General features: G+C 60.4%; 22 protein-coding genes. 18 read left to right on the forward strand and 4 right to left on the reverse strand.

The genetic code is table 11. From position 1 onward, the window contains the following. The first annotated feature begins 75 nt into the window (after nt 1–75). The 11 genes from LWH94_RS12355 to LWH94_RS12405 all read left to right on the forward strand — a co-directional run bounded on the left by LWH94_RS12355 (nt 76) and on the right by LWH94_RS12405 (nt 8,343). A complete protein-coding gene (locus tag LWH94_RS12355) occupies nt 76–840 on the forward strand; it encodes a sulfite exporter TauE/SafE family protein (RefSeq protein WP_022990536.1) in 765 nt (254 codons plus the stop codon). A gap of 121 nt (nt 841–961) precedes the next feature. Beyond that, a complete protein-coding gene (locus tag LWH94_RS12360; protein ID WP_022990535.1) occupies nt 962–1,747 on the forward strand; it encodes a MotA/TolQ/ExbB proton channel family protein in 786 nt (261 codons plus the stop codon). Then, a complete protein-coding gene (locus LWH94_RS12365; protein ID WP_232902405.1) occupies nt 1,734–2,129 on the forward strand; it encodes an ExbD/TolR family protein in 396 nt (131 codons plus the stop codon). Before LWH94_RS12360 ends, LWH94_RS12365 begins: the two co-directional genes overlap by 14 nt. Beyond that, on the forward strand, nt 2,126–2,536 hold the full coding sequence (locus LWH94_RS12370) for an ExbD/TolR family protein (protein ID WP_094624400.1): 411 nt from the start codon (nt 2,126–2,128) through the stop codon (nt 2,534–2,536). Before LWH94_RS12365 ends, LWH94_RS12370 begins: the two co-directional genes overlap by 4 nt. Next, complete coding sequence (locus LWH94_RS12375) at nt 2,533–3,270, forward strand: energy transducer TonB (RefSeq protein ID WP_232902406.1); 738 nt, start codon at nt 2,533–2,535, stop codon at nt 3,268–3,270. The genes LWH94_RS12370 and LWH94_RS12375 overlap by 4 nt, the downstream gene beginning before the upstream one ends. 293 nt (nt 3,271–3,563) lie before the next feature. Beyond that, a complete protein-coding gene (locus tag LWH94_RS12380) occupies nt 3,564–4,412 on the forward strand; it encodes a formate/nitrite transporter family protein (RefSeq protein WP_199457754.1) in 849 nt (282 codons plus the stop codon). Nucleotides 4,413–4,467: 55 nt separating this feature from the next. After that, a complete protein-coding gene (locus LWH94_RS12385) occupies nt 4,468–6,207 on the forward strand; it encodes a bifunctional protein-serine/threonine kinase/phosphatase (RefSeq protein ID WP_232902407.1) in 1,740 nt (579 codons plus the stop codon). 206 nt (nt 6,208–6,413) lie between these two features. Further along, on the forward strand, nt 6,414–6,932 hold the full coding sequence (locus LWH94_RS12390) for an Hcp family type VI secretion system effector (protein WP_100687468.1): 519 nt from the start codon (nt 6,414–6,416) through the stop codon (nt 6,930–6,932). 116 nt (nt 6,933–7,048) lie between these two features. Continuing rightward, a complete protein-coding gene (locus LWH94_RS12395) occupies nt 7,049–7,237 on the forward strand; it encodes a type II toxin-antitoxin system HicA family toxin (protein ID WP_058342274.1) in 189 nt (62 codons plus the stop codon). Between the two features lie 2 nt (nt 7,238–7,239). After that, nucleotides 7,240–7,632, forward strand: coding sequence for a type II toxin-antitoxin system HicB family antitoxin (locus LWH94_RS12400; protein ID WP_094624551.1), 393 nt, complete (start codon nt 7,240–7,242; stop codon nt 7,630–7,632). A 48-nt stretch (nt 7,633–7,680) separates the two neighbouring features. Continuing rightward, the gene (locus LWH94_RS12405; protein ID WP_232902408.1) at nt 7,681–8,343 is read left to right on the forward strand and encodes a hypothetical protein; all 663 of its coding nucleotides are present in this window, start codon (nt 7,681–7,683) and stop codon (nt 8,341–8,343) included. Between the two features lies 1 nt (nt 8,344). Here the strand turns inward: LWH94_RS12405 and LWH94_RS12410 are convergent, their stop codons facing one another. Next, nucleotides 8,345–11,020, reverse strand: a complete 2,676-nt coding sequence (locus LWH94_RS12410; protein ID WP_232902409.1) for a nitrate reductase — start codon at nt 11,018–11,020, stop codon at nt 8,345–8,347. Nucleotides 11,021–11,495: 475 nt separating this feature from the next. Here LWH94_RS12410 and LWH94_RS12415 point away from each other — a divergent pair, with 475 nt between their 5' ends. The 3 genes from LWH94_RS12415 to LWH94_RS12425 are packed head-to-tail and all read left to right on the forward strand — an operon-like array spanning nt 11,496 to nt 14,719. Further along, entirely contained in the window at nt 11,496–12,860 is a 1,365-nt protein-coding gene (locus tag LWH94_RS12415; RefSeq protein WP_232902410.1) for a CmpA/NrtA family ABC transporter substrate-binding protein, read from the forward strand. A gap of 13 nt (nt 12,861–12,873) precedes the next feature. Beyond that, on the forward strand, nt 12,874–13,866 hold the full coding sequence (locus LWH94_RS12420; protein ID WP_036220238.1) for an ABC transporter permease: 993 nt from the start codon (nt 12,874–12,876) through the stop codon (nt 13,864–13,866). Beyond that, entirely contained in the window at nt 13,859–14,719 is an 861-nt protein-coding gene (locus LWH94_RS12425) for an ABC transporter ATP-binding protein (protein WP_036220236.1), read from the forward strand. The genes LWH94_RS12420 and LWH94_RS12425 overlap by 8 nt, the downstream gene beginning before the upstream one ends. Nucleotides 14,720–14,764: 45 nt before the next feature. Here LWH94_RS12425 and LWH94_RS12430 read toward each other — a convergent pair whose 3' ends face one another. Next, complete coding sequence (locus LWH94_RS12430; RefSeq protein ID WP_232902411.1) at nt 14,765–16,063, reverse strand: nitrate regulatory protein; 1,299 nt, start codon at nt 16,061–16,063, stop codon at nt 14,765–14,767. A gap of 346 nt (nt 16,064–16,409) precedes the next feature. Between LWH94_RS12430 and LWH94_RS12435 the strand changes: the two genes are divergently transcribed. From LWH94_RS12435 to LWH94_RS12450, 4 genes are all read left to right on the forward strand, one after another. Beyond that, nucleotides 16,410–17,639: an NAD(P)/FAD-dependent oxidoreductase gene (locus tag LWH94_RS12435; protein ID WP_232902412.1), complete on the forward strand. Its 1,230-nt coding sequence runs from the start codon at nt 16,410–16,412 to the stop codon at nt 17,637–17,639. A gap of 27 nt (nt 17,640–17,666) precedes the next feature. Further along, on the forward strand, nt 17,667–20,180 hold the full coding sequence (nirB, locus tag LWH94_RS12440; protein WP_232902413.1) for a nitrite reductase large subunit NirB: 2,514 nt from the start codon (nt 17,667–17,669) through the stop codon (nt 20,178–20,180). A gap of 170 nt (nt 20,181–20,350) precedes the next feature. After that, nucleotides 20,351–20,719, forward strand: coding sequence for a nitrite reductase small subunit NirD (gene nirD / locus LWH94_RS12445; RefSeq protein WP_232902414.1), 369 nt, complete (start codon nt 20,351–20,353; stop codon nt 20,717–20,719). Nucleotides 20,720–20,825: 106 nt separating this feature from the next. Beyond that, nucleotides 20,826–22,193, forward strand: a complete 1,368-nt coding sequence (locus tag LWH94_RS12450; protein ID WP_232902415.1) for a WS/DGAT/MGAT family O-acyltransferase — start codon at nt 20,826–20,828, stop codon at nt 22,191–22,193. Here LWH94_RS12450 and LWH94_RS12455 read toward each other — a convergent pair whose 3' ends face one another. Together LWH94_RS12455 and LWH94_RS12460 are read right to left on the reverse strand one after the other, a co-directional pair. Then, the gene (locus tag LWH94_RS12455) at nt 22,194–22,601 is read right to left on the reverse strand and encodes an NINE protein (RefSeq protein WP_094624391.1); all 408 of its coding nucleotides are present in this window, start codon (nt 22,599–22,601) and stop codon (nt 22,194–22,196) included. Between the two features lie 425 nt (nt 22,602–23,026). Further along, complete coding sequence (locus LWH94_RS12460; protein ID WP_232902416.1) at nt 23,027–24,133, reverse strand: AraC family transcriptional regulator; 1,107 nt, start codon at nt 24,131–24,133, stop codon at nt 23,027–23,029. Nucleotides 24,134–24,276 lie beyond the last annotated feature (143 nt).

Raw genomic sequence — 24,276 nt, forward strand, 5'->3', positions numbered from 1 at the left:
GTGGTGCAATCCGGCTGGACATTTCGGGTGTAATCCGGAAACTCCGGAGCTTACGACAATCGTTAGGTGAGTGCCATGGATCTGCTGTTCCCGGAAGCCCTGAGCACGGGCGTGGGATTATTCCTGCTGGCGGCCTCCGCCGTTACCTCCATGCTGACTGCCGTGCTGGGCGCCGGTGGTGGTGTATTGCTGCTGGTGCTGATGGCCACCTGGATTCCGCCAGCGGCGATTATTCCTGTCCACGGCATGATCCAGCTGGGCTCTAACACCGGCAGGGCTGTACTGACCTTTCGCCATATAGACTGGCGGGTGATTCTCGCCTTTGCGCCGGGTGTTGTGGCGGGGGCGGCCCTGGGTGCCTGGTTACTGGTCAACCTTCCCGCTCACCTCTGGCAGCTGACCATTGCCGGCTTCGTGCTGTATCTGTGCTGGGGCCCGAAACTGCCCAAGGCCTCATTCGGGCCTGCCGGTATTTTCCTGGCCTCGGCCATCACCAGTTTTATCAGCCTGTTTGTCGGTGCCACCGGTCCTTTGGTAGCCGCATTCATCAAGCAGATTCACACCGACCGTTTCAAAACCGTATCCACCTTTGCCGCCGCCATGACCCTGCAGCATGCGCCCAAAGCCCTGGTGTTCGGCTTTGCCGGCTTTGTGTTCTCGGAATGGCTGCTGTTCATTGTCGCCATGATTGCCTGCGGCTTTGCCGGCACCTGGCTGGGGCTGCGCCTGCTGAACACCATGACCAACCGCTGGTTCAGCCTGGCGTTCAACGTGGTGCTGACCCTGTTGGCACTGCGGCTGTTATGGCAGGCGGCGCAGTCAGCCGGCTGGTTCGGCTGACACACCTCCGCACTGTTTCGAAAAGCAGCCAGCCCGTTGCAACACATTCGCATTCCCACTTGTAATTCTAGTGATAATAGTTATTATTTAGTTCTGTTTTCATTTTTCCGAGTGTTGCTTCATGGAACCCTTCAGCGCCGTAGCCGAGCCCCTTACCGAACTCAGTCCGTTAAACCAGCTGGTCGACATGGGCGGCCCGATCATGGTTGTGCTGATTGCCCTGGCGGTGATCGGTACCGTTACCTTTGTTTACCTGATGCTGTACGGCAGCTTCTACGCCCCACGATACACCCGCAAGCTGCGCACCCTGGTAGACCAGTGGCAATCTGCGCCGTCGGACACCCGCCCGGAACAGGTGCGCCAGCAAGCCGGCTTTTTCGGTCGCGGCAACCCGCTGATGCACCTGCTGGTGAATACCATGAGCGCCTGCCAGACCAACCCCAACACCCCGGCCGTGCGCGAGACCGCCGTGCGGGATGCCCAGGGTGCACTGGAACCCTTTGAAGCACCGCTGAAAATCATCGAAGTGATTGCCGCCCTGGCTCCGCTGCTGGGCCTGCTGGGCACCGTCATGGGCATGATGGAAGCCTTCAGCGCCATGGCCGCCACCGAAGGCCGGGCCAACGCCAGCCAGCTCAGTGGCGGTATCTACGAAGCCCTGATGACCACCGCTGCAGGCCTGATAGTCGCCATTCCCTTTGCCGCCCTGGCCGCCTGGATCGAATTCCGCCTGCGCCGGATTCACAAGACCATCAACAGCGCACTGGTCAGCGTGTTCAATGTGGTGCCGTCGGGTGAGGCCGCCGGCGCGCCGCAGGCTGTCCCAGCGGATGAACCCTCAAAAGCCGCTGACACCCGTAATTATTCCGGCAACGACAGCCCGCGCTTCGCCCATGCAGCTGGTTGAACCCCGGCCCAACCGGCCACTACCGATCCGGATTACACCGCTGATTGATGTGGTGTTTATTTTGCTGGTGTTTTTCATGCTGACCACCCGCTTGCTGCCCGTGGACTACCTGGAGCTGGGCAATAACACTGAAAGCCGCAGCAGCGTAACCGGCGAGCCCCTGCCTGAGCTGCAGGTAACCGCCAACGGTCAGGTAGTGTGGCAGGACAACCGCTACAGCCTCGGGGAATTACTGGAAGCACTGAAGGCAGCCGGCATCCGGGAAGCCAACCTGGGCACCAGCGCCGATGCCCGCCTGGCAGATTTCACCCGCACCCTGAGCGCCCTGGACAACGCCGGCGTGGAAGCGCACTGGAATCGCCAAAGCACCAACGACCTATGACAGAACTGGTTCCTCCTCCATCAACCTCCGGCAAAGGCCTGCTGGACCGGGTTGAAGACGCCCTGCTGCCGCTGATCAACCTGGTGTTCCTGCTGCTGATCTTCTTTATCGTGGCCGGCCAGCTGACCAACGAGCCCCTGCCCGAGCTGCCCGGTGCAGCCCGACAGCAACAGGAACGTGCCCCCGAAGCCGACCTGATGGTCGCGGCCGATGGCCAGTGGAAAGTACAGGGCAAGGTGCTGGGCGAAGAACAGCTGCTGGCCGCCCTGCCGCAACCCGATGACAACAATCCCCTGAGAATTGCCGCAGACCAGTCGCTTACCATGTCCGACCTGGAAGCGCTGCTGTCCGTCCTGGAGCAGGGCGGCTACACCGAGGTTCTGCTGCTGACGGAGCCCGGGCAATGATGCCGGAACACAAGGGCTCCAAGTTGTTGTTTCTGGTGCTGGCCATAGCCGCTGCCGGCTTCGGGCTGACGCTGGCGGCACCGAACAAACCCATACCCCTGGCTACCCTGGGCGACAGCGCTGTGAACACCGCACCGGCTATCAAGATCAGCCTGGCTGGCCGGAAAACACCTGCGCCGGTGGAAACACCCGCGGCTCCCCCTGCCAAGCCAGAGCCCGCGCCGAAACCGAAACCCGAGCCCAAGCCCGAACCGGCTCCGAAACCCGAACCTCGGCCAGAACCTGAACCCGAGCCAACACCGGAGCCTGCTTCGGAACCGGCACCCACGCCGGCAGAGCCTGCCCCTGCGGCGGATGTTTCAGAAGCGACTGAGACATCCGGGGAAGAGGGCGATGCCTCGGAAAGCCAGGATGCGGTACCCCTGCAGACTGCCGGCAACTCCGCCGACGTGAACAGCTATCTGAGCAAACTCAGCCGCCACCTGGCCCGCTACTACGACTACCCGCGCCGGGCGCGCCGGCTGGGCCAACAGGGCACACCGGTGATCGTGTTCGAGTTCACCCGCGACGGCAAGCTTCTCGAGCACTCACTTCGGGACAGCTCAGGCCACCGCCTGCTGGACGATGCCGCCCTGCAAATGCTGGAACAAGCCGCACCACTGCCTGCCGTGCCGCCGGAAATGCAGGGGCAAACCTTTGCCTACGCTCTGCCGGTTCGGTTCAGTTTGCGCTGAAAATGCACCAGCGCCTCGCAGGCTGCACTGCATCGGTGCTGCCGGCCGCGCCAGAAATAACCGGCCAACCTCGGTCACGTCCGCTTTATTATTGAAATCACTACCTTTTCTTAAAACTGCCAGAGCTGGCACGAACCCTGCTGAGAACCCTTCAGCAGACCAGCACTCTGCCACACCGAAAATGAACGACTTCAGACGACGGCGTCTGCTCACCTTCGCTCTCAGCGCGAATAGTGAGCGGCGCCTTTTTTTTGGCGCCGGCAACCGCGTCAGAAAACCAGGAGGAATCCGTTATGTCCTACATTCTGCCTTCCGAGTTCGTCACCAAGATGGTCGACGCCGGAGAATCGAAAATCTATATGGCCACCCGGGATGTCCTGATCCGGGCCTTCATGGCCGGTGCCATCCTGGCCCTGGCCGCCGTCTTTGCCATCACCGTCACCGTCCAGACCGGCAGCCCCCTGGCCGGAGCCATGCTGTTCCCGGTCGGCTTCTGCATGCTCTACCTGATGGGCTTCGACCTGCTCACCGGCGTGTTCATGCTCACGCCGCTGGCGCTTCTGGACCGGCGCCCGGGCGTGGATACCCGGGGCATTCTGCGCAACTGGGGCTGGGTGTTCCTGGGTAACTTCGGCGGCGCCCTCACCGTGGCCGCCATCATGGCCTTCGTCTTCACCTACGGCTTCAACACCGAGCCCGGTGTGGTAGGCGAAAAAATCGCCTCCATTGGCAAAGCCCGCACCCTGGGTTACGCCGAACACGGCGTTGCGGGCTGGTTTACCATCTTTCTGCGGGGCGTGCTGTGTAACTGGATGGTGTCGATGGGCGTGGTCGGTGCGATGATCTCCACCACGGTGCAGGGCAAGGTACTGGCCATGTGGATGCCGATCATGCTGTTCTTCTACATGGGCTTCGAGCATTCCATTGTGAACATGTTCCTGTTCCCGTTTGCCCTGCTGATGGGCGGCGAGTTCGGCATCATGGACTACTTCATCTGGAATGAAATTCCCACCGTGCTGGGCAACCTGGTGGGCGGCTTGTCCTTCACCGGCCTGACCCTCTATGCCACCCATATACGCACTGCGCCCAAGCGCACGCTGGCAGCGGACTACCGCGCACCAGCCAGCACCCGCAGCGCCTGATCACGGCTGAAGCCCCCGGTGCCGCACACACCGGGGGCTTCACTGGTTCATATCCATGTCCAGCACCCAACAGCTCACGATAGAAGCCGGACAGTTCAGCAGCGCCGGCCGGAAACCGGTCAACCAGGATTTCCACGGCCTGTTGATACCAGACAATCATCAGCGCCACAGCAAAGGCATTGCGGCGGTGATCGCCGACGGCATCAGCTCCAGCAATGTCAGCCAGGAGGCCAGTGAAGCGGCGGTGGCAGGCTTCCTGAGCGACTACTACTCGACCCCCGAGAGCTGGTCGGTGAAACAGTCGGCCGAACGGGTAGTTCGGGCCACCAATGCCTGGCTGCACGCCCAGACCCGGCAAAGCCGTTATCGCTACGACCAGGACCGGGGCTACGTCTGCACCTTCAGTGCCCTGGTGCTGAAATCCGCAACGGCGCACCTGTTTCATGTAGGAGACGCCCGGATTTACCGGCTTCAGGGCAACACCCTGGAACAATTCACGACCGACCACCGGGTCTGGCTTTCGGCCGACGAAAGCTGCCTGAACCGGGCTCTGGGGCTGAGCCCGCAACTGGACATCGAATATCGCAGTGTCGCCCTGCACCGGAACGACGTATTTGTGATGATGACCGATGGTGTATACGAACAACTGTCTGCAGGGGATATCACCAGATGCCTTGCAGACTGCGGGGACAATCTGTATCACGCTGCCCGGGCATTGGCCAACCTGGCACTGGAGCGGGGAAGTGAGGATAACCTGACCGTTCAGGTACTGCGCGTACTCCAGTTACCCTCTCGGACACAGGACGTCAGCGCCCAGGAGGCCTATCGCGAACTGCCCTTCGCGCCCGAGCCCGCACCCGGACAGGTGCTGGACGGGTACCGGATCATCCGGGCCCTGCACATCAGTAGCCGAAGCCACGTTTACCTGGCCGTGGATGAAAGTTCCGGGAAGCAAGTCGCAATCAAGTTTCCCGCCATGGAGTTACGACAGTACCCGGACGAACTGGAGCGATTTGCCACCGAACGCTGGATTGCCCAGCGCGTGCAGAGCCCCCATGTGGTCGCCATCTTTGCCCCGGAGCGCCCGCAAAGTTGCCTGTACCTGGCCACTGACTATGTGGAAGGCTGTACCTTGCGGCAATGGATGCTTGACCACCCTCAGCCAGACCTGGAAACCGTGCGACAACTGGCCGAGCAGATTATCCGGGGACTCAGGGCCTTTCACCGGCTGGAAATGGTGCATCAGGACCTGAAACCGGAAAATGTCCTGATCACACCCGATGGCCAGGCCATGCTGGTCGATTTCGGAGCTACCCGGGTCGCCGGTCTTGAAGAAGCCGGCAAACCTGCCACCGACTATCCGGTTGGCGCAGCCCTCTACTCGGCCCCGGAACTGTTTCTCGGCGAGCCGGGCACCTGGCAGTCGGACCAGTACGCCCTTGGCGTGATTGTCTATCAGCTGTTGACCGGGCACCTGCCCTACCACACCGATGTGCCCCGAATCCGCACTCGCAAACAACTGCGGGCCCTGACATACCGGCCAGCCAGGGCCTGGCGCGAAGACCTGCCACCGTGGCTGGACGCCACCCTGGCCCGGGCCACCCACCCGGAACCCCATCGTCGCTACCCGGCGTTATCGGAACTGCTCTATGAACTCCGACACCCCGGGCAGGACTGGCGCGCCCGACACCATCCTCCTCTCATGGAACGGCACCCGGTACGTTTCTGGCAAGGCGTCTCAGCCCTGCTTCTGCTGGCGCTATTAACTTCCCTGGCCGGAGGCTCCTGGATCTGAGCTCCGGGCCATTTCTTGCCCGGCCAGCAAAAGCTCGCCCGTACGCCAGGCAACGCGTTGCCCGAAGGCACTCAGGAAACGCCATAAAAACACATAACTGTATGTTTTATATAAGAATTAAAAAACTGGCACGGGGATTGTTATCAGTTACGCCGTCCAGGGAACAACCTTGGGACACTCACTCACACATTGTCATGGAGCAGACTATGCCAACTCCTTGTTATATCAGCATCGAAGGTAAAACTCAGGGCAACATCACCGCCGGCGCATTCACTTCCGATTCCGTAGGCAACATCTACGTTGAAGGCCACGAAGACGAAGTGCTGGTTCAGGAATTCAGCCACGTTGTCACCGTTCCGACTGATCCCCAGTCCGGCCAGCCTTCCGGCCAGCGCGTTCACAAGCCGTTCAAGTTCACTTCCGCCCTGAACAAATCCACCCCGCTGATGTACAACGCCCTGGCTTCCGGCGAAATGCTGCCGAAAGTAGAGCTCAAGTGGTACCGCACTTCCGTAGAAGGCAAGCAGGAGCACTTCTTCTCCACCATCCTGGAAGATGCCACCATCATCGACATCAACTGCAACATGCCCCACTGCCAGGACGCCGCCAACGCGGACTTCACCCAGCTGGTAACCGTTTCCCTGTCCTACCGCAAGGTAACCTGGGAGCATGCCGTTGCCGGTACTTCCGGTGCAGACGACTGGCGCTCGCCAATCGAAGCCTGATTTTTCAGGTTCGATCCTCGGAAAACGGCTGGCCTTCGGGCCGGCCGTTTTTGTTTCCGGGCTTCATTGTCAGGAACAAACCATTGTGTAAACATACACAACAAGGATCTTATCTTGTGAAAAGTGCTGACCTGATTAAACGACTCAAAGCCGAAGGCTGGGTCAAAGTCGGTGGCAAGGGAGATCACGAAAAGTACAAACATCCGGACAAACCGGGTCATGTTGTGGTTCCGCACCCCCGAAAAGATATTCCCATCGGCACCCTGAGAAGCATTTATCGTCAGGCCGGCTGGGACTGGAGGTAAACGTGCTTTATCCCGTATACGTACACAAGGGCGACGACGAGCACGCCCACGGCGCAGAAATTCCGGACTTCCCCGGCTGTTTTTCCGCTGCCGACCAATGGCAGGAGTTGCCGGGAAAAATCCAGGAGGCCATTGAGCTTTACTGCGAAGACGAAGACATGGAGCTTCCCTCGCCGTCCTCCCTGGACGACCTGATGAATAACCGTGACTATCAGGGTGGTCTCTGGATGATGGTGGATATAGACGTTAACCGCTTGAAAACCCGATCTGTCCGCCTTAACGTCAGCCTTCCGGAAGGCCTGTTGCGTCGCATTGACGAGGAGGCCCGGAGCAGACATATGAGCCGGTCAGCCTTTTTGGCAATGACGGCTCGCAAAGAACTGGAAGCCCGTTAACTCGTGACATCTTCACTCCCCGAATTTACAAAGACACTCGGCACTCTCATGTGCCAGGCCACCCGGGACATTCTATGGGCGCCGGCTGCAAGCTGGGTTCGAAAACAGAACCAGTGTGCAGGACTGGTGCTGCGCGTAGGCTCCGGGCAAGCCACTTACCACCGTTATGATCCCCGCAAGAAGCAACATCTGATCACCTACGGGGCCCGGATGATTGCCGCCAAGCATCAACCGGAAACCGCCCAGGGCTGGTTATCCACCCGGGAAATCCGGAGCCGCGGCTATTTTGAGGGGGAAGTGAGTGTGCTGAACCTGCTGGCGCACACCTGCTGCCATGAGTTTGCCCATTTGTTGCAGCACAGCGCCGGGCAGCGGCATTACGGCTCGGTGCATAACCGGCATTTCTATGAAGCGCTGAATGAGTTGCACCACAGCGGTGCCGCAAACGCCACCCGGCTATACCTTGCGGAACAGGCCAGCGGCTGCGGGATCGAGCTATCCACCGCGCCCTTTGAATTTCCGAGTCCCACTGCGGAGCATCGGCACTGGCAGGTGGGGGATTCAGTGGTATTCGGCGACGGCAGACGCGAAATTCAAGGCCAGGTGGTGCGCGTTAACCGCAAGACTTGCACCGTGACTGTCAGCCAGCATGCCCGGATCCTTCGTTACCGGGTGCCGCTGTCGCTGCTTCGGCGGGCTGCTGCGGCCTGACTCAGGCGGGTTCCCGGGCCCCAGTGCGAGCAAGCAGGTCCTGTATCTCCGGAAGGCAGGAGCCACAGTTGGTACCACACTTCAGGTGCTCGCCCAGTGCCTCCGGGCTGGCCATGCCCTGCTCAATGGCTTGGGCAATCTGGTGCTCACCCACGCCAAAACAGCTGCAGATAATCGGCCCCGCCGCCTCGCCTTCCACCGTCCCTGCTGCCAGTAACGACCGGCGTTGTTCCGGCCCCAGCTCACCGCTGCCGAAGCAACTGTCCAGCCAGTCCAGATCCGGCATGGTCTGAGCACAGGGTTCAACCAGTAACACGGCATCCAGTCGATCGCCGCTGAGCCAGGCGGCTCGGTAACGCTGCCTGGCGCGGTCCTCCATCACCATTTCCGGTTCCCGGGAAAAACACCCTTGCCCCCAGTCATCCCAGTTCATGTCATGGCCACCGGCGAACCACCAGCTGTGACTGTGGGGCAAGCGCTGGCGGCTCCAGTAGACAAGGGCAGTGGTGTCCAATGAAACATCGCTGGCGTCATTCAACATCAGCCTCGCCTGCCAGCAAGTCACCAGGGGCCGGATTGTCGCCACCCCGTGCTTGCCTTCTGGCTGGCCGGAGATGGGGTCCACAACCGGCCGGATCAGGCTGGAGGCCAGGGCAGCAGAGGCAAACCGGCCATTCCAGTGAATGGGCACAAACACTTCACCGGTACGCTGCCCGGTGCTGGCCCGCACCCGACCAACGTAACCGGCACCGCCCTGCCCACACAGCAACGCCAGCGCGCCTTCCGTCAGGCCAAAGTTGGCAAGATCCGCCGGGTGCAGCTCAATAAAGGGCTCGCTGCGATGGGCAAGCAGTCTGGGGGCCACGGCCGTTCGGGTCATGGTGTGCCATTGGTCCCGGATTCGCCCGGTATTCACCACCAGTGGATACCGGGGGCTCGGTTGCTGCCCGGGCGGCAAACTGGACACAGGCACCAACCGGGCCCGGCCATCCGGCGTAGGGAACCTGCCGTGCGAAAACAGCCGGCGGGTTTGCATCCAGGCTCCTGGATTACCATCCGTAACCGGCCACTGCACCGGCGCCAGTTCGTCGTACTCCTTGTCACTGAGCTGAGACAACGCCGAAATATTGAACACACGCTCGCCCCCGTTTCCATAACCGGACAACGCAGCATGTTCACGAAAAATATCGGCCGGGGAACGGTAGTCGAAGGCTTGGGCATGGCCAAGGGCCCAGGCAACATCCCGCATAATCTGCCAATCCGGCCGGACCTTCTCCGGCAGGGATAGAAACCGCCGTTGGCGCGAAATGCGACGCTCCGAATTAGTCACCGTTCCATCTTTCTCGCCCCAGCCGGCAGCCGGCAAGAGGATATCGGCAAACTGCGTGGTATCGGTCTGAGCCACACAGTCCGAAACGATCAACGTCTGGCAACGGGACAGTGCCTGGTGAATCCGGTCAGTGTCCGGCAGGCTGACTGCGGGGTTGGTTCCCATTACCCAGAGCACACGGATCTCACCCCGGTGAACCGCCTCGAACAACTCCACGGCTTTATGGCCAGGCCCCTTGGCCATCTGCTCGCTGTGCCAGAAATCCGAGACCCGGAGCATGGCGCCCGGGGTGTCATAATCCATATGGGCTGCCAGGGTATTGGCGAGCCCGCCGACCTCACGACCACCCATGGCATTGGGCTGCCCGGTTAACGAAAACGGGCTCGCACCCGGTAGGCCCACCCGCCCGGTAGCCAGATGGCAGTTAATGATGGCATTGGCTTTGTCGGTACCGGCGACCGACTGATTAATACCCTGGGAAAAAGCGGTCACAGTGCGCCCGGTGTCTGCAAACCACTCATAGAAGCACCGTACATCTTCTGCTGCCAGATCGCAGCCGCTGGCCACCGCTTGCACAGAAGGGGCACAGGACCGGGCGATCGCCAGGGTTTCCTCGAAACCGTTACAGTGCTTTGCAATATAGTCATCCGCCAGCGCTTCATGATCCTGCAGCCAGACCAGCAAGCCGTTGAACAACAGGGTGTCTGTTCCGGGGCGAAGCTGAAGGTGCAGGTCCGCCAGGTCGGTCGTTGCTGTCTTTCTGGGATCGATGACCACCACTCTCCGTCCCTGACGACCTGCCGCACTCATCCGCTGGTACAGCACCGGGTGGGCCCAGGCGGCGTTGCTGCCCGCAAGCACCAGCAAGTCCGCCAGCTCAAGATCCTCGTAGCAGCCCGGGACACAGTCCTCGCCAAAGGCACGCTTGTGGGCCGCAACGGCCGAGGACATGCACAGTCTGGAATTGGTATCCACATGCGGAGTGCCGATAAAGCCCTTGGCCAGCTTGTTGGCAACGTAATAATCCTCCGTGAGCAACTGCCCGGAGAGATAGAAAGCCACCGACTCCGGACCATGCTCCCGCACCGATTCAGAAATGGCCCCGGCTATCCGGTCAATGGCCTCAGCCCACGTCACCTCACGCCCCCCGACCTTTGGCTCCAACAACCGGTTCGGATCCTCCAGCGTCTCGTGCAAGGCAGAGCCCTTGACGCAAAGCCGGCCGCCATTAGCCGGATGCAGGCGATCGCCCCCGACATAGCCGGAGGTGGCCAGCACACCGCAGCCAACACCACAGTAGGGGCAGGTGGTGGCAATAGAGTCCGTTGGAGTGTCGTGGTGTTTCATGCTGTTCCTCGCTTTTAACCAAAAAAACCCGCCTCCCGGGTTCTGTTTCCAGAGCCGGGGGCGGGCTTCGTTGCCTGAGTTGTCTGTCTTTAAAGAAAGCAATTAGGAGGCCAGTGCACGCTTTGATGCGTGTAAGGGCCTTGAATGCCGCATGGTGCGCAGGTTGAAGCCAGGCTGCACCGTTAAAAAGATCCCGTGGAAAGCCTCTCGATTGGTGTTCACCTTGGTGCAATTGTCCATTTTCTGCACCAAAACCACTCCGGCACAGAACCGGGCGCCCCTGCCTGAACGACTAGAGATCCCGCAACCTACTGAAATACATGAATAGTTCCAAATGGCACGGCTTGTGCTGAGTAATTAGTGAACCATCACGACATCACAGCTCTCATTTACAGGCATCGGCGCCTGCTCTCCGGCAACGGAGGCAGGCGCTTTTTTTTGCGCGTCTGGAATGAAAGAACCGAGAGGCATCCCGATGAAGACAGTGAACCATTATGTTCGACCTTTACTGACCGCCACCCTGATCGGTCTGAGTTCCCTGGCCCAGGCCGAGATTGGCCCGGCGGAGAAACCCGACCTGAAGCTTGGCTTCATCAAGCTCACGGATATGGCCCCGCTGGCGGTTGCCTGGGAACAGGGCTACTTCATGGACGAGGGCCTGTTCGTGGAGCTCGAAGCCCAGGCGAACTGGAAGGTGTTGCTGGACCGGGTGATCACCGGCGAACTGGACGGTGCGCATATGCTGGCCGGCCAGCCGCTGGGCGCCTCCATAGGCTATGGCACCCAAGCCGACATCATCACCGCCTTCAGCATGGACCTCAACGGCAACGGCATTACCGTGTCCAACGATGTCTGGGAAGCGATGAAACCGAACCTGGAGATGGAAGGCGAGCGTCTGGCCCACCCGATTTCAGCCAGCGCCCTTAAGCCCGTGGTGGAGCAGACCCGTGCCAATGGCGAGCGCTTCCGCATGGGCATGGTGTTTCCGGTGTCCACCCACAATTACGAACTGCGTTACTGGCTGGCCGCCGGTGGCCTGAATCCCGGCTTCTACGCGCCCCAGCGCGGTGACACCAGCGGCACCCTCGAGGCCGACGTGCACCTTTCCGTAACGCCACCGCCGCAAATGCCGGCCACCATGGAAGCGGGCACCATCCAGGGCTACTGCGTGGGTGAGCCCTGGAACCAGCAGGCGGTGTTCAAGGGCATCGGTGTGCCGGTGATTACCGACTACGAAATCTGGCCCAACAACCCGGAAAAGGTATTCGGGGTGACCGAATCCTGGGCGGAGCAATACCCCAACACTCACCTGCGTTTACTGCGGGCGCTGATCCGCGCCGCTTACTGGCTGGACGAAAACCAGAACGCCAACCGGGAAGCCGCCGTGGACATTCTGGCGCGTCCCAGCTACGTGGGGGCCGACAGGGAAGTCATTGCCAACTCCATGACCGGCACCTTCGAGTATGAAAAGGGCGATGTCCGGGAAGTACCGGATTTCAACGTCTTCTTCCGCTACCACGCCACCTACCCCTATCCGTCTGATGCGATCTGGTACCTGAGCCAGATGCGTCGCTGGGGACAGATTCCCGAGGCGAAATCCGACGACTGGTACATGAAGACCGCAGCCCGGGTGTATCGGGGCGATCTTTACGCCGAAGCCGCCCAGTCACTGATCAAGGACGGCCTGATGACCGCCAGTGACTTCCCGGACTTTGCCCAGGAGAACTTTGAACGTCCAATGCAGGGTGAGCTGATTGACGGTGTACCGTTCACTCCGCGCCAACCCAACGCCTACATCGATCGTTTCAGTATCGGCCTGAAAGGGTCAGAGACACCGTGAGGGAGGGCTAAAAATGACTACGTTAAGTGCAAGAATCGGTCAGTCCATGGCCAGTGGCAGCCGCCAGCTGCTTTCCGGTATGCATCCGCGCGAATGGCTCACGCGGGGCAAAGAGCTGCTGTTGCCGCTGGTTGGTATTCTGCTCTTCCTCGGCTTCTGGCACCTGGCCGCACCGCAGGTGGAAACCTCCCTGGGGGCTTTCCCCGGCCCGGTGCAGGTGTGGGAGCAATCCGGACAACTGTGGCAGGAGCACGCCAGCCAGCGGGAGCGGGCCGATAAGTTCATCACCATGCAGGAGGAGCGTAATGCCCGCATTCTGGCCGACAATCCGCAGGCAGACGTCCGCATCCGGGATTACCCGGGCGCGCCCACCTTTCTCGACCAGGTGGTCACCAGCCTGCTGACCGTACTGGCCGGTTTCGCCCTGGCGTCATTGATTGCAGTGCCGTTGGGCATTGTCTTTGGCCTGAACCGGTACTTCCAGGCTGCGGTGAATCCCCTGATACAGATCTTCAAACCGGTCTCTCCGCTGGCCTGGCTGCCGCTGGTGACCATGGTGGTGTCCGCCACCTATGTCAGTGACGATCCGATGTTCGAGAAGTCGTTCCTGACCTCGATGATTACAGTCACCCTGTGCAGTCTGTGGCCGACGCTGATTAATACCAGTGTTGGGGTAGCCGCAGTGAGTCCCGATCTGCTGAACGTCTCCCGGGTACTGCGGCTGTCATTCTGGACCCACGTGCGCAAGGTGGTTTTGCCTTCGTCGGTGCCGATGATCTTTACCGGCTTGCGGGTGTCGCTGGGTATTGCCTGGATGGTGCTGATCGCCGCTGAGATGCTGGCGCAGAGCCCGGGGCTGGGTAAGTTCGTCTGGGATGAGTTCCAGAATGGCAGTAGCCAGTCTTTGAGTCGGATTATGGTGGCGGTGCTGGCCATCGGGTTTATCGGGTTTTTGCTGGATCGGGTAATGCTGTTAATTCAGAAAAAGGTGGCATGGAATGAATAAGACACATCTGGAACTAACCGGAGTCGAGATGGCGTTTGATACGCCGAAAGGACCCTTCGTTGCCCTGGACAATGTGAACTTGAAGATCCAGAAAGGGGAGTTTGTTTCACTGATCGGCCATTCCGGCTGCGGAAAATCAACGGTGCTTAACATTGTTGCCGGGTTACTGCAGGCCTCCAGGGGTGGCTGTGTACTGGACGGGCATGAGGTAAATTCGCCCGGCCCCGAACGGGCGGTGGTGTTTCAGAATCATGCCCTGATGCCCTGGTTAACGGTGTATGAAAACGTGGAACTGGCGGTGCGGCAGGTGTTTCGCAAGTCGATGACCCGGCAGGAGCGCAAGGACTGGATTACCCACAACCTGGAGCTGGTGAATATGGCCCACGCCGCCAACAAGCGGCCGGGTGAAATTTCCGGGGGGATGGCGCAGCGGGTGGGCATCGCCCGGGCCTTGGCCATGAAACCCAGTGTGTTGCTGATGGATGAGCCGTTCGGGGCGCTGGATGCGTTAACCCGGGCGCATTTGCAGGATTCGCTGATGGAAATTCAGCAGGAGCTGAACAATACCGTGATCATGATTACCCACGATGTGGACGAGGCGGTGCTGTTGTCCGACCGCATTATCATGATGACCAACGGCCCTGCAGCCACGGTGGGGGAGGATCTGCACATTGATTTGCCTCGGCCACGCAATCGCGTGGCGTTGGCGGATGATACCAGGTATGTGCATTACCGGCAGGAGGTGTTGTCGTTCCTGTACGAGAAACAACGCAAGCTGGAGTCTCTGAACAGTCGGCGCGGCAGCAGTACAAAACCCGAAACGCCGGCCAGTAAACATTCAGCCACCGCTTGAGTGTGTGCAGGGGCGGGCTTTGCCCGCACCTGCCTTATCCCGATTTCAGCTTAATACCCCCGCCATGGAGACCAGTGCCCGGGCGACGTCCGGCAGCCGTTTACCCTGGTCCATGGCCAGCTTACGCAGCAGGCGGTGCGCTTCATCGTTGCTGATGTTGCGGTGTTCCATCAACAGCAAGACGGCCTTTTCCTGGGTACGGCGGTCTTCCAGGGCATCTTTGGCACTCTGCAATTCTTCGGACATCTGACGCAGGCGGCGGGTCTGTTCCTGAACCAGGTCAAAGATGGATCGGCCTGATTGCTGCCCGACACCTTCCCCGGCCCATGCGTCGGCGGTTCCGGCATCTACACCGTTATCGCAGACCACCAGCACAGGCGTTGGTGAGGCATGCCGTTGTTCCAGCGAGGCCAGCAGGGTTTCCTGGTGAGCCAGGGAGTGGCGGGCTTCGGTGTAGCGTTGAACGCAGCGATGGTGAAAGGCGCTCTCCACCGAATCCTCAATCTTCTTCAAATCGTCCATACGGTCGGTCATCAGGTTAAACCAGCGGTCGGCCATCTCGTTATCCAGGGACTTGTAACGCCCGACCGAGACGGCCGTCTGTCGCATCCGCTCGATTTCCAGTTCCCGCGGGTGAGCGCGCAGGGCTTGCCAGAGCGACAGGCTGTCTTCGTTAGCAAAGCCGATAAACACCTCAAAGCACCGTTCCTGTGCTTCAACCAGGTGCATCATGCGCCGGGACAGTGCGTTATCGAAGTGCCCGCTGGAGAATCCCGCCGAGCCTGCGGCCCTCTCCTGACCGCAGTATTCCTTGCCATTCATCACATGCACCATGGCTACCAGCAGGCCGGCGATAGAAGGCTCGGCCACGGTTTCAGCCGCCTCGAAAACCACGGTAATCAGTTGATGAATACTGTCGCAAAACCACTCCGTGGCCTCCGAGACACTGGCCACCTGTTCATTCACTCTCTGCCGTAACCCCGGCAGTTGATCGAGGCTGTGCAAGGCGCTGGCGATGTGCCCGAGCAGAGGGCTGCTGACCGGATGGGTGGTGAGATCCTCCTGAATGTCTGCCAGTGCCTGCCGGAAGGTGGCGGCCAGTTGGTCGTTCTCGCCGGCCATGAAGGTCCGTTCCCGGGCAAAGCGCTGGCAACCGGACCCCAGATAAAGGTTGGTGGCACCACGCTCCCTTTGCAGGCCATGGACCAGGTTGCCAACGCTCTGCACCAACCGCCCCATCTGCAGAAAGTATTCCAGGTTACGGATCTCACACTGCCGGGAGGCCATCAGGAATTCCGCAGCCGTCGCTGGCGCGGTCACATGGGCATGGCGTTTGTTGTTCATGGTGCAGCTCCTGGTGTCATTACACAATTTGTTCCTGTCTGCCCGGTATGCAGCAATTTACAGGCCACCCCTTCCGGCCCAATCATCGTGCACCTCGCCCCATCCCGGGGCACCCTTTTCACTCTAACCACCCCGTCTCCTCCATCGATTTACTGTAACTCATTGAATAATAATGGCATGGAAAGTTGGCACGAAGATCGCTAATCCTTAATCAAGGACGACTGTCCCGGCCATGGAATCAGGCCGGACCATCAGATCATTGTTGTTGGCATTGGTGCCGGACCATCTGTTCTCTTCGGAGAGCATGATGCTCCGGCTTTTTTCGTTGCTGTAGGAGTTCAATTCCATGGAACACACACAGGACAACCCGCTGGTGATCTGCGGCCACGGCATGGTCGCGCAGCGGCTGCTGGAGCAACTGGTAGCCCAGGGGCATCCGTTCAGCCGGATTGTGGTGTTTAACGGTGAGCCCTTCGCTGCCTACAACCGGATCCAGTTGTCGTCATTACTGGCTGATCAGATTCAGGAAACCGATCTGGAACTGAAACCCTGGCAGTGGTTCCGGAAACACAGCATTGAGGTGCACCAGCACGAGCCTGTCACCCATATCGATCCGGGCCAGCGCCAGGTAACAACCGCCTGTGGCCGCATTCAGCCCTACCACACGCTGGTGCTGGCCACCGGAGCGCGCCCCTCCCGCCCTGGCCTCCCAGGTGAAGACCTTGATGGCGTGATGAACTTCCGGGATCTGGCCGACACCCGCACGCTGACCCGGCAGGCTCAGGCACACCGGCGGGCCGTGGTCATCGGCGGAGGGTTTCTGGGACTGGAGGCGGCCGAAGGGCTGCGGGCCCGGGGCATGAAGGTTACGGTTCTGCACCGCAGCGGCCACCTGCTCAACCGCCAGCTGAACCCCATCGCCGGCGATATTCTGCGGCGTAGATTACAGCAACGGGGGCTGAATATCCGAACCGGCACCTCGCCCGTCTCCCTGCTCGGCAGGCATCAGGTCCGCGCCGTGGAAATGGGCGACGGAACGGTTCTGCCCACTGACCTGGTGGTTATTGCCACCGGTATTACACCTAACAAGGGATTGGCCGCTGACGCCGGCCTCACCTGTGACCGGGGTGTTCGGGTCGATCCGCACCTGATGACGTCCAGCCCGCATGTCTACGCACTGGGTGAGTGCTGCCAGTTTCATGACCACACCTTTGGCCTGGTCGAGCCGGGTTACGAGCAGGCGCGCATCCTCGCACAGCATCTTTGCCAGGCGCCGGGCGCCGGGACATTCGAGCCCGGAGAGGTGGCCACCCGCCTGAAGATCAGTGATCTGCCGATTTTTTCCTGTGGCCGGATAGCCCCGGGTGAACACACCGAACTCATTGAGTGGCAGGACCGGACACGGGCCGTATACGGCCAACTGCTGGTGGATGGCAACCGGCTGACCGGGGCCATCCTGCTGGGCGACACCACCAACAGCCTCTGGTACAGCCAACTGATTCGCTCCGGCGCCAACATTTCCCGCTATCGGGACACCATCGCCTTCGGCAAACCCTATTGCGACGCAGCGGCCTGAGCCGTTGCCATGAGAGAGGACAACACCATGAGCAAACAAACCCTGATCGTGATCGGCAACGGCATGGTTGGCCATCACTTCCTGGAGCAATTCACCCAGTCGCCGGCTGCCGGGAGTTTTAACATTCTGGTGTTCGGGGAAGAGAAGCAACTGGCCTACGACCGGGTGCACCTGTCGGAGTACTTCAGTGGCTCCACCCATGCCGACCTGGCCATGGGCACGGCAGACTGGTACAGGGAACAGGGCATTGACCTTCGCCTGAATGAGCCGGTTACCGCCATCGACCGGGACGCCCGGGTGATAACCACCGCCAAGGGCGTCTATCCCTATGACGAACTGGTACTGGCCACCGGCTCCTATCCGTTTGTACCGCCGATTGAAGGCAACGACCGGGACGGATGCTTCGTGTACCGCACCCTGGACGACCTGGACGCCATTCAGGCCAGCGCCCAGTCTGCAAAAACCGGCGTGGTGGTGGGCGGCGGTCTGCTGGGGCTGGAAGCGGCGAATGCCCTGAAAAGCCTCGGCCTGCAGGCCCATGTGGTGGAATTCGCCCCGCGCCTGATGCCGGTGCAGCTAGACGATCAGGGTGGCGCCCTGTTGCGTCAGAAGATCGAGGACCTCGGCGTACAGGTGCACACCGAGAAAGCCACCACCGCCATCGTGCCGGGAAGCGGTGCGCGGCTACGGATGAATTTCTCGGATGAGAGCCATCTGGAGACCGACCTGATTGTGTTCTCCGCCGGCATCCGCCCCCAGGATACCCTGGCCCGGGCCTGCGGTCTGGAGGTGGGCGAGCGCGGTGGCATTGTGGTCAACAATCAATGCACCACTTCCGACCCGAATATTCATGCCATCGGCGAATGCGCACTCTGGAATAACCGCATTTTTGGCCTGGTGGCGCCGGGTTACACCATGGCCCGCACGCTATCAGCCGAGCTGAACAAAGACGCCAGCGCCGCCTTTACCGGCGCCGACATGAGCACCAAGCTCAAGTTGCTGGGGGTGGATGTGGGCTCCATTGGCGATGCCCACGCCCAGACCCCGGGTGCACGCAATATCCGTTTTCACGATGAGCAGGCCGGCCACTACCGGCGCATGGTGGTGAGCCAGGACGGCAAAACTCTGCTGGGCGCCATTCTGGTGGGCGACAACGGCCCCTACGACACCCTGCTGCAATACGCCCTCAACGGCATCGAGCTACCGGCGAACCCGGAAGCGCTGATACTGCCGGAAAGCGAAGGCGGCGCCCCGGCCCTGGGGGCCGATGCCCTGCCGGATACCGCGTCCATCTGTTCCTGCCACAACGTCACCAAGGGCGATATCTGCGGCGCCATTGACGCCGGTTGCACCGATCTGGGCGGAGTGAAGGCCGAAACCAGGGCCAGCACCGGCTGTGGTGGCTGTGCCGCTTTGCTCAAAAAGGTGGTGGACAGCGAGCTGGAAAAGCGTGGCGTAGAGGTGTGCACCGACCTTTGCGAACACTTCCCCTACACCCGCCAGGAGTTGTTCCACCTGGTGAAAGTGAACGGCATCCGCACCTTCCGGGGCCTGCTCAAGCAATACGGCAAGGGCCAGGGCTGTGATATCTGCAAGCCGACTGTGGGTTCGATTCTGGCCACCTGCTGGAACGAGCACATCCTGGCCACGGACCACGTGCCGCTGCAGGACACCAACGATACCTTCATGGCCAACATGCAGAAGAACGGCACTTACTCCATCGTGCCACGCATTCCGGGCGGCGAGATTACCCCTGAAAAGCTGATTGTGCTGGGCGAAGTGGCCAGGGAGTACGATCTGTACACCAAGATCACCGGCGGGCAGAGGGTGGATCTGTTTGGCGCCACCCTGAGCGAACTGCCGGAGATCTGGGAAAAGCTGATTGCCGCCGGCTTCGAAACCGGCCACGCCTACGGTAAATCCCTGCGCACGGTGAAGTCCTGCGTCGGCAGCACCTGGTGCCGCTACGGCGTGCAGGACAGTGTTGGCATGGCGATCACTCTGGAGAATCGCTACAAGGGCCTGCGGGCGCCTCACAAGGTGAAGATGGCGGTGTCCGGCTGCACCCGTGAATGCGCGGAGGCCCAGAGCAAGGATTTCGGGGTGATTGCCACGGAGAAGGGCTGGAACCTGTACGTGTGTGGTAATGGCGGGATGCGGCCACGGCATGCGGATCTGTTTGCGACGGATCTGTCGGATGAGGAGCTGATCCGCACGATTGACCGGGTGGTGATGTTCTATGTGCGCACGGCGGACCGGCTGCAGCGGACATCGGTGTGGATGGAGAATCTGGAGGGTGGTCTGGCGTATCTGAAGCAGGTGGTGTTGGAGGACAGCCTGGGTATTGGTGAGGAGCTGGAGCAGCATATGGCGGGTCTGGTGGATACCTATCAGTGTGAGTGGAAGACGGCGGTTGAGGATCCGGAGAAGCGCAAGCGGTTCCGGGAGTTTGTGAATGCGCCGGAGCAGACTGATCCGGTGCAGCAGTGGACTTCGGAGCGGGGGCAGCGTCGGCCTGTTTTGGAGCTGGCTTCTTCGTAGCCTTCTGGCTTGGGGGCTGAGCACGGGGGCCGGGGTAATTTTCTTCTGGAAAAAATAACTCGCTTTGCTCAGACATCTTTTTTCCCGCCAGAAAATTACCCCGACCCCCGCGCTCACAGACATAAGTGGGATAGGCAAGTTAAAGACATTGGGATTCAGGAGAACGTTTTATGAAAGCTCGTACTTGTTGGGAAGCGGTTTGTACGGTGGATGATCTGGTGGCGGATTCCGGCATTGCCGTCTGGACGGAGGACGGGCCGGTGGCGGTGTTTTATCTGCCGCATCGGTTGCCGGCGTTGTTTGCCATCAGCCATACCGATCCGTTCAGTGGTTCGAACGTGCTGGCCCGGGGGATTACGGGGGATTTGAACGGGGAGCCGGTGGTGGCTTCGCCGTTGTATAAGCAGCATTTCAGTTTGCGTACCGGGCGGTGTCTGGAAGACGAGGGCGTGCAGGTGAGGGCCTATCCGGTGTTGCTGGACGGCAACCGGATTCGGCTGGAGGTGCCGGTGGCTCGGGCGGCGTCGGTGGCGGCCTGAGCCCCTGGGGTCGCTGAACGGGCGTCAGCCGGGTTTGTTTGGGTCAATCCGGTGTCGGGCAAGTTGCGGTAGTATCATCTCTATCCTCAACAACACGAGATGCACCGTGACACCTCTCAGCCCCACCGACCAATTGTTCCTCTGGCTGGAAAAGCGCCAGCAACCCATGCACGTGGGCGGGCTTCAGCTGTTTTCCTTTCCCGAAAACGCCCCGGACGATTACGTTGCCCGGCTGGCGGAGCAGTTGCGGCAGCAGCATCAGGTAACCGCGCCGTTCAACCGCCGGCTGAGCTACCGGCTGGGCCAGCCGGTGTGGGTGGAAGACGATCAGCTCGACCTGGAGCACCACTTCCGCTTTGAAGCGCTGCCAACGCCGGGTCGCATCCGGGAGCTGTTGTCGTTTGTGTCGGCCGAGCACTCGCACCTGATGGACCGGGAGCGACCGATGTGGGAGGTGCACCTGATTGAAGGGCTGAAAGACCGCCAGTTTGCCCTGTACACCAAGGTGCATCACTCGCTGATCGACGGTGTTTCCGCGATGCGCCTGGCCACCCGGATGCTGAGCGAGAATCCGCAAGAAACCGGCATGCCGCCGATCTGGGATATGACACCAAGGGCGCGTTCCGGTGGCGATGATGGCAGCCTGTCACTCTGGCGCAGCGTTACCCACCTGCTGGGCAGCTCCGGCAAACAGCTGGGCACCATTCCTACAGTGGCGAAGGAGCTGCTGAAAACCATCAACCAGGCCCGCAAAGACCCGGCCTACCACTCCATCTTCCACGCCCCGCGCAGCGTTCTGAACCAGAAAATTACCGGTTCCCGCCGCTTCGCCGCCCAGTCTTACTGCCTGAAACGCATCAAGGCGGTGTGTGAAGCCTATGGCACCACCGTGAACGACGTGGTCACCGCCATGTGTGCCTCAGCCCTGCGCACCTATCTGATGAACCAGGATGCCCTGCCGGCGAAACCGCTGATCGCCTTCGTGCCGGTTTCCCTGCGCCGGGACGACAGTTCCGAAGGCAACCAGGTCGGCGTGATCCTGGCCAACCTGCACACCGATGAAAACAATGCCGGCCAGCGCCTGATGAAAATCCACCAGAGCATGGAGGAAGCCAAGGACCGCTACCGGAACATGTCGTCAGAGGAAATCGTCAACTACACCGCCCTGACCCTGGCCCCGGCGGCCTTCCACCTGCTCACCGGCATGGCGCCAAACTGGCAGACCTTCAACGTGGTGATCTCCAACGTACCCGGCCCTTCAGAGCCCCGCTACTGGAACGGCGCCAGGCTCGAAGGCATGTACCCGGTCTCCATCGCCATGGACCGCCTGGCCCTGAACATGACCCTGACCAGCTACAACGGCCAGGTAGAATTCGGCCTCATCGGCTGCCGCCGGACATTGCCCAGCATGCAGCGAATGCTCGACCACCTGGAAGAAGGCCTGGCCGAGCTGGAAACCGCCGCCGGCCTGTAATCAGCCGAAACGGACTTCGTGGTTACGCTCGGAAACCTGGTTATTCAGGGTCCAGAAGTCGTACAGCACGCCGATGAAGAACAAGCCGCCAGTCAGCAGGTAGATCAGCCCGGTAATCCACTTGCCCATGTACATGCGATGGATGCCGAACACCCCCAGGAAGGTGAGCAGAATCCAGCTGATGTTGTAGCTGACCTCGCCTTCCTGAAAACGCCGGTCGGCCTGCCTATCCATACTCGGAATCAGAAACAGGTCGATGATCCAGCCGATGAAGAACAGCCCCAGTGTGAAGAACCAGATGGTGCCGGTGATCGGTTTGCCATAATAAAACCTGTGCGAGCCCAGGAATCCGAAGATCCAGAGCAGGTAGCCTATGACTTTGCTGTGGGTGTCTGGTTGTCCGTTCATCCTGGTTCCTTTTGTTTGGGTTCAAGTTTGGGTTCGGGTTCGGCTTGGGCCCCAGCCTTTTGGTTATGGGGGCGGGACTGGGGAGGTTGGATTATTTTTCCCTTGGAAAAAACAACTCGCTTCGCTCAGACATCTTTTTTCTGGCGGGAAAAATAATCCAACCTCCCCGTCCGTCACAATATCGGGGCATAGGCGGGGAAAGACAACTGCCAAAAACGGTAAAGAACAATGAAAAGAATGTTCAGAAACCGTCCTGTCCCCTGTATTAACGGGTACGCCATCAAAAAGGTCAGCAGGGCGTGGGGTGGTCAGAGAATTTTTTCTGCGAAAAAGATGTCTGAGCGAAGCGAGTTGTTTTTCGCAGAAAAAATTCTCTGGCCACCCTGCGACCACGCTCCCAAATCAAAGGCGCAACAAACAAACTATCAAGGCCCAACATCAGGCGCCGGATCAACCCCACCTTCCCGAAATTCAGAGGCAGACTTGCCTGTCCACTTCCGAAACGCCCGGCTGAAGTTGGACAGGTCGGCATAGCCCAGTTCGTAGGCGATCTCGCTGACGGACTGGGTGGTATAGCGTAACAGCTGGATGGCCCGGTCTTTCAGGACGGCTTCTACGATTTCGCGGTAACTGGTGTCCCGGTCCGCCAGGCGGCGCTTTAGGGTTCGGGATGAGACGTGGAATCGCTCGGCCATGGCTTCCAGAGATGGTAGCGGCCCCGGGGTCATTCTAAGCATGTTGCGGATGGCCAGTACGATGTCGCCTTGTTCTTTCAGGGCCTTTTGCAGCTCGAACTCGCATTGGTCCCGGGCCATTTGGGAGGCTTCGGCGTCGGCCAGGCGCATTCGTACATCCAGCATCTGGCGCGGGAAGATCAGCATTTCTTCCGGCTGGCCGTAGTCGAACCGCACCGGCAGCTGGCTGGCAAACGCTGGGTAATAGCCGGGTTCCGGGGCGCTCAGGCGTACCGAGACGCCGGGCAGCTTGCCGTCGGACAGGGCAAAGCCTTTGGCCTCGGCGTCGCTGCGGTCCAGTAGCTGCTCGGTCAGCAGAATCAGGGTGGCGCTGACGGTTTCGGCCAGGAAGCTGTACAACCCGGGCACATCAAACTCGGTGCACAGCTGCACCAGTACCTGATCGCCAGCGAGGGACTGTTTCATGCTCAGGAACGGCGCCCGCAGTTGCAGGTAGCGGCGCACGGAATCCAGGGCGCCTTCAAAGGTGGGGCTGGTGAGGGCGGCGAAGCCGAGGGTGCCGTGGATGGTTACCCGCAGCTCCCGCGCCAGCTGGAAGCTCAGGCCATCCTTTCCGGCCAGTTCCAGTGCCCGCTGGGCCATGAGGATGGCGTCGGTGACAAACACGCGGCTGTCGTTGGCTTTGAGGTCTTCAGCGGTGAAGGCCAGCCCCTGATACAGGGAGCGGTCGTTATGGCCCAGCTTGCGTACGGTTTCTGCCAGTACCCGCAGGTAAACGCCCGGCACCAGAAACAGCCCTAACATCTGCTTCTCGGTGTCCGCTCCCGTTGCTGCCATAGTCTGTTCCTGAATTGATAAATGTCTGGTTACTGACTGTACCAGAACCCCATCAAAGCAACAGTGGGGCTGCGGGCCGCATGTTTGCCGTCATACCGGTCAATGCGGGGCTCCGGTGGCCCATTGTGAACGATGGCCGGCCC

It is taken from the genome of Marinobacter sp. G11 (genome assembly GCF_021282325.1).
Classification (GTDB): domain Bacteria; phylum Pseudomonadota; class Gammaproteobacteria; order Pseudomonadales; family Oleiphilaceae; genus Marinobacter; species Marinobacter vinifirmus.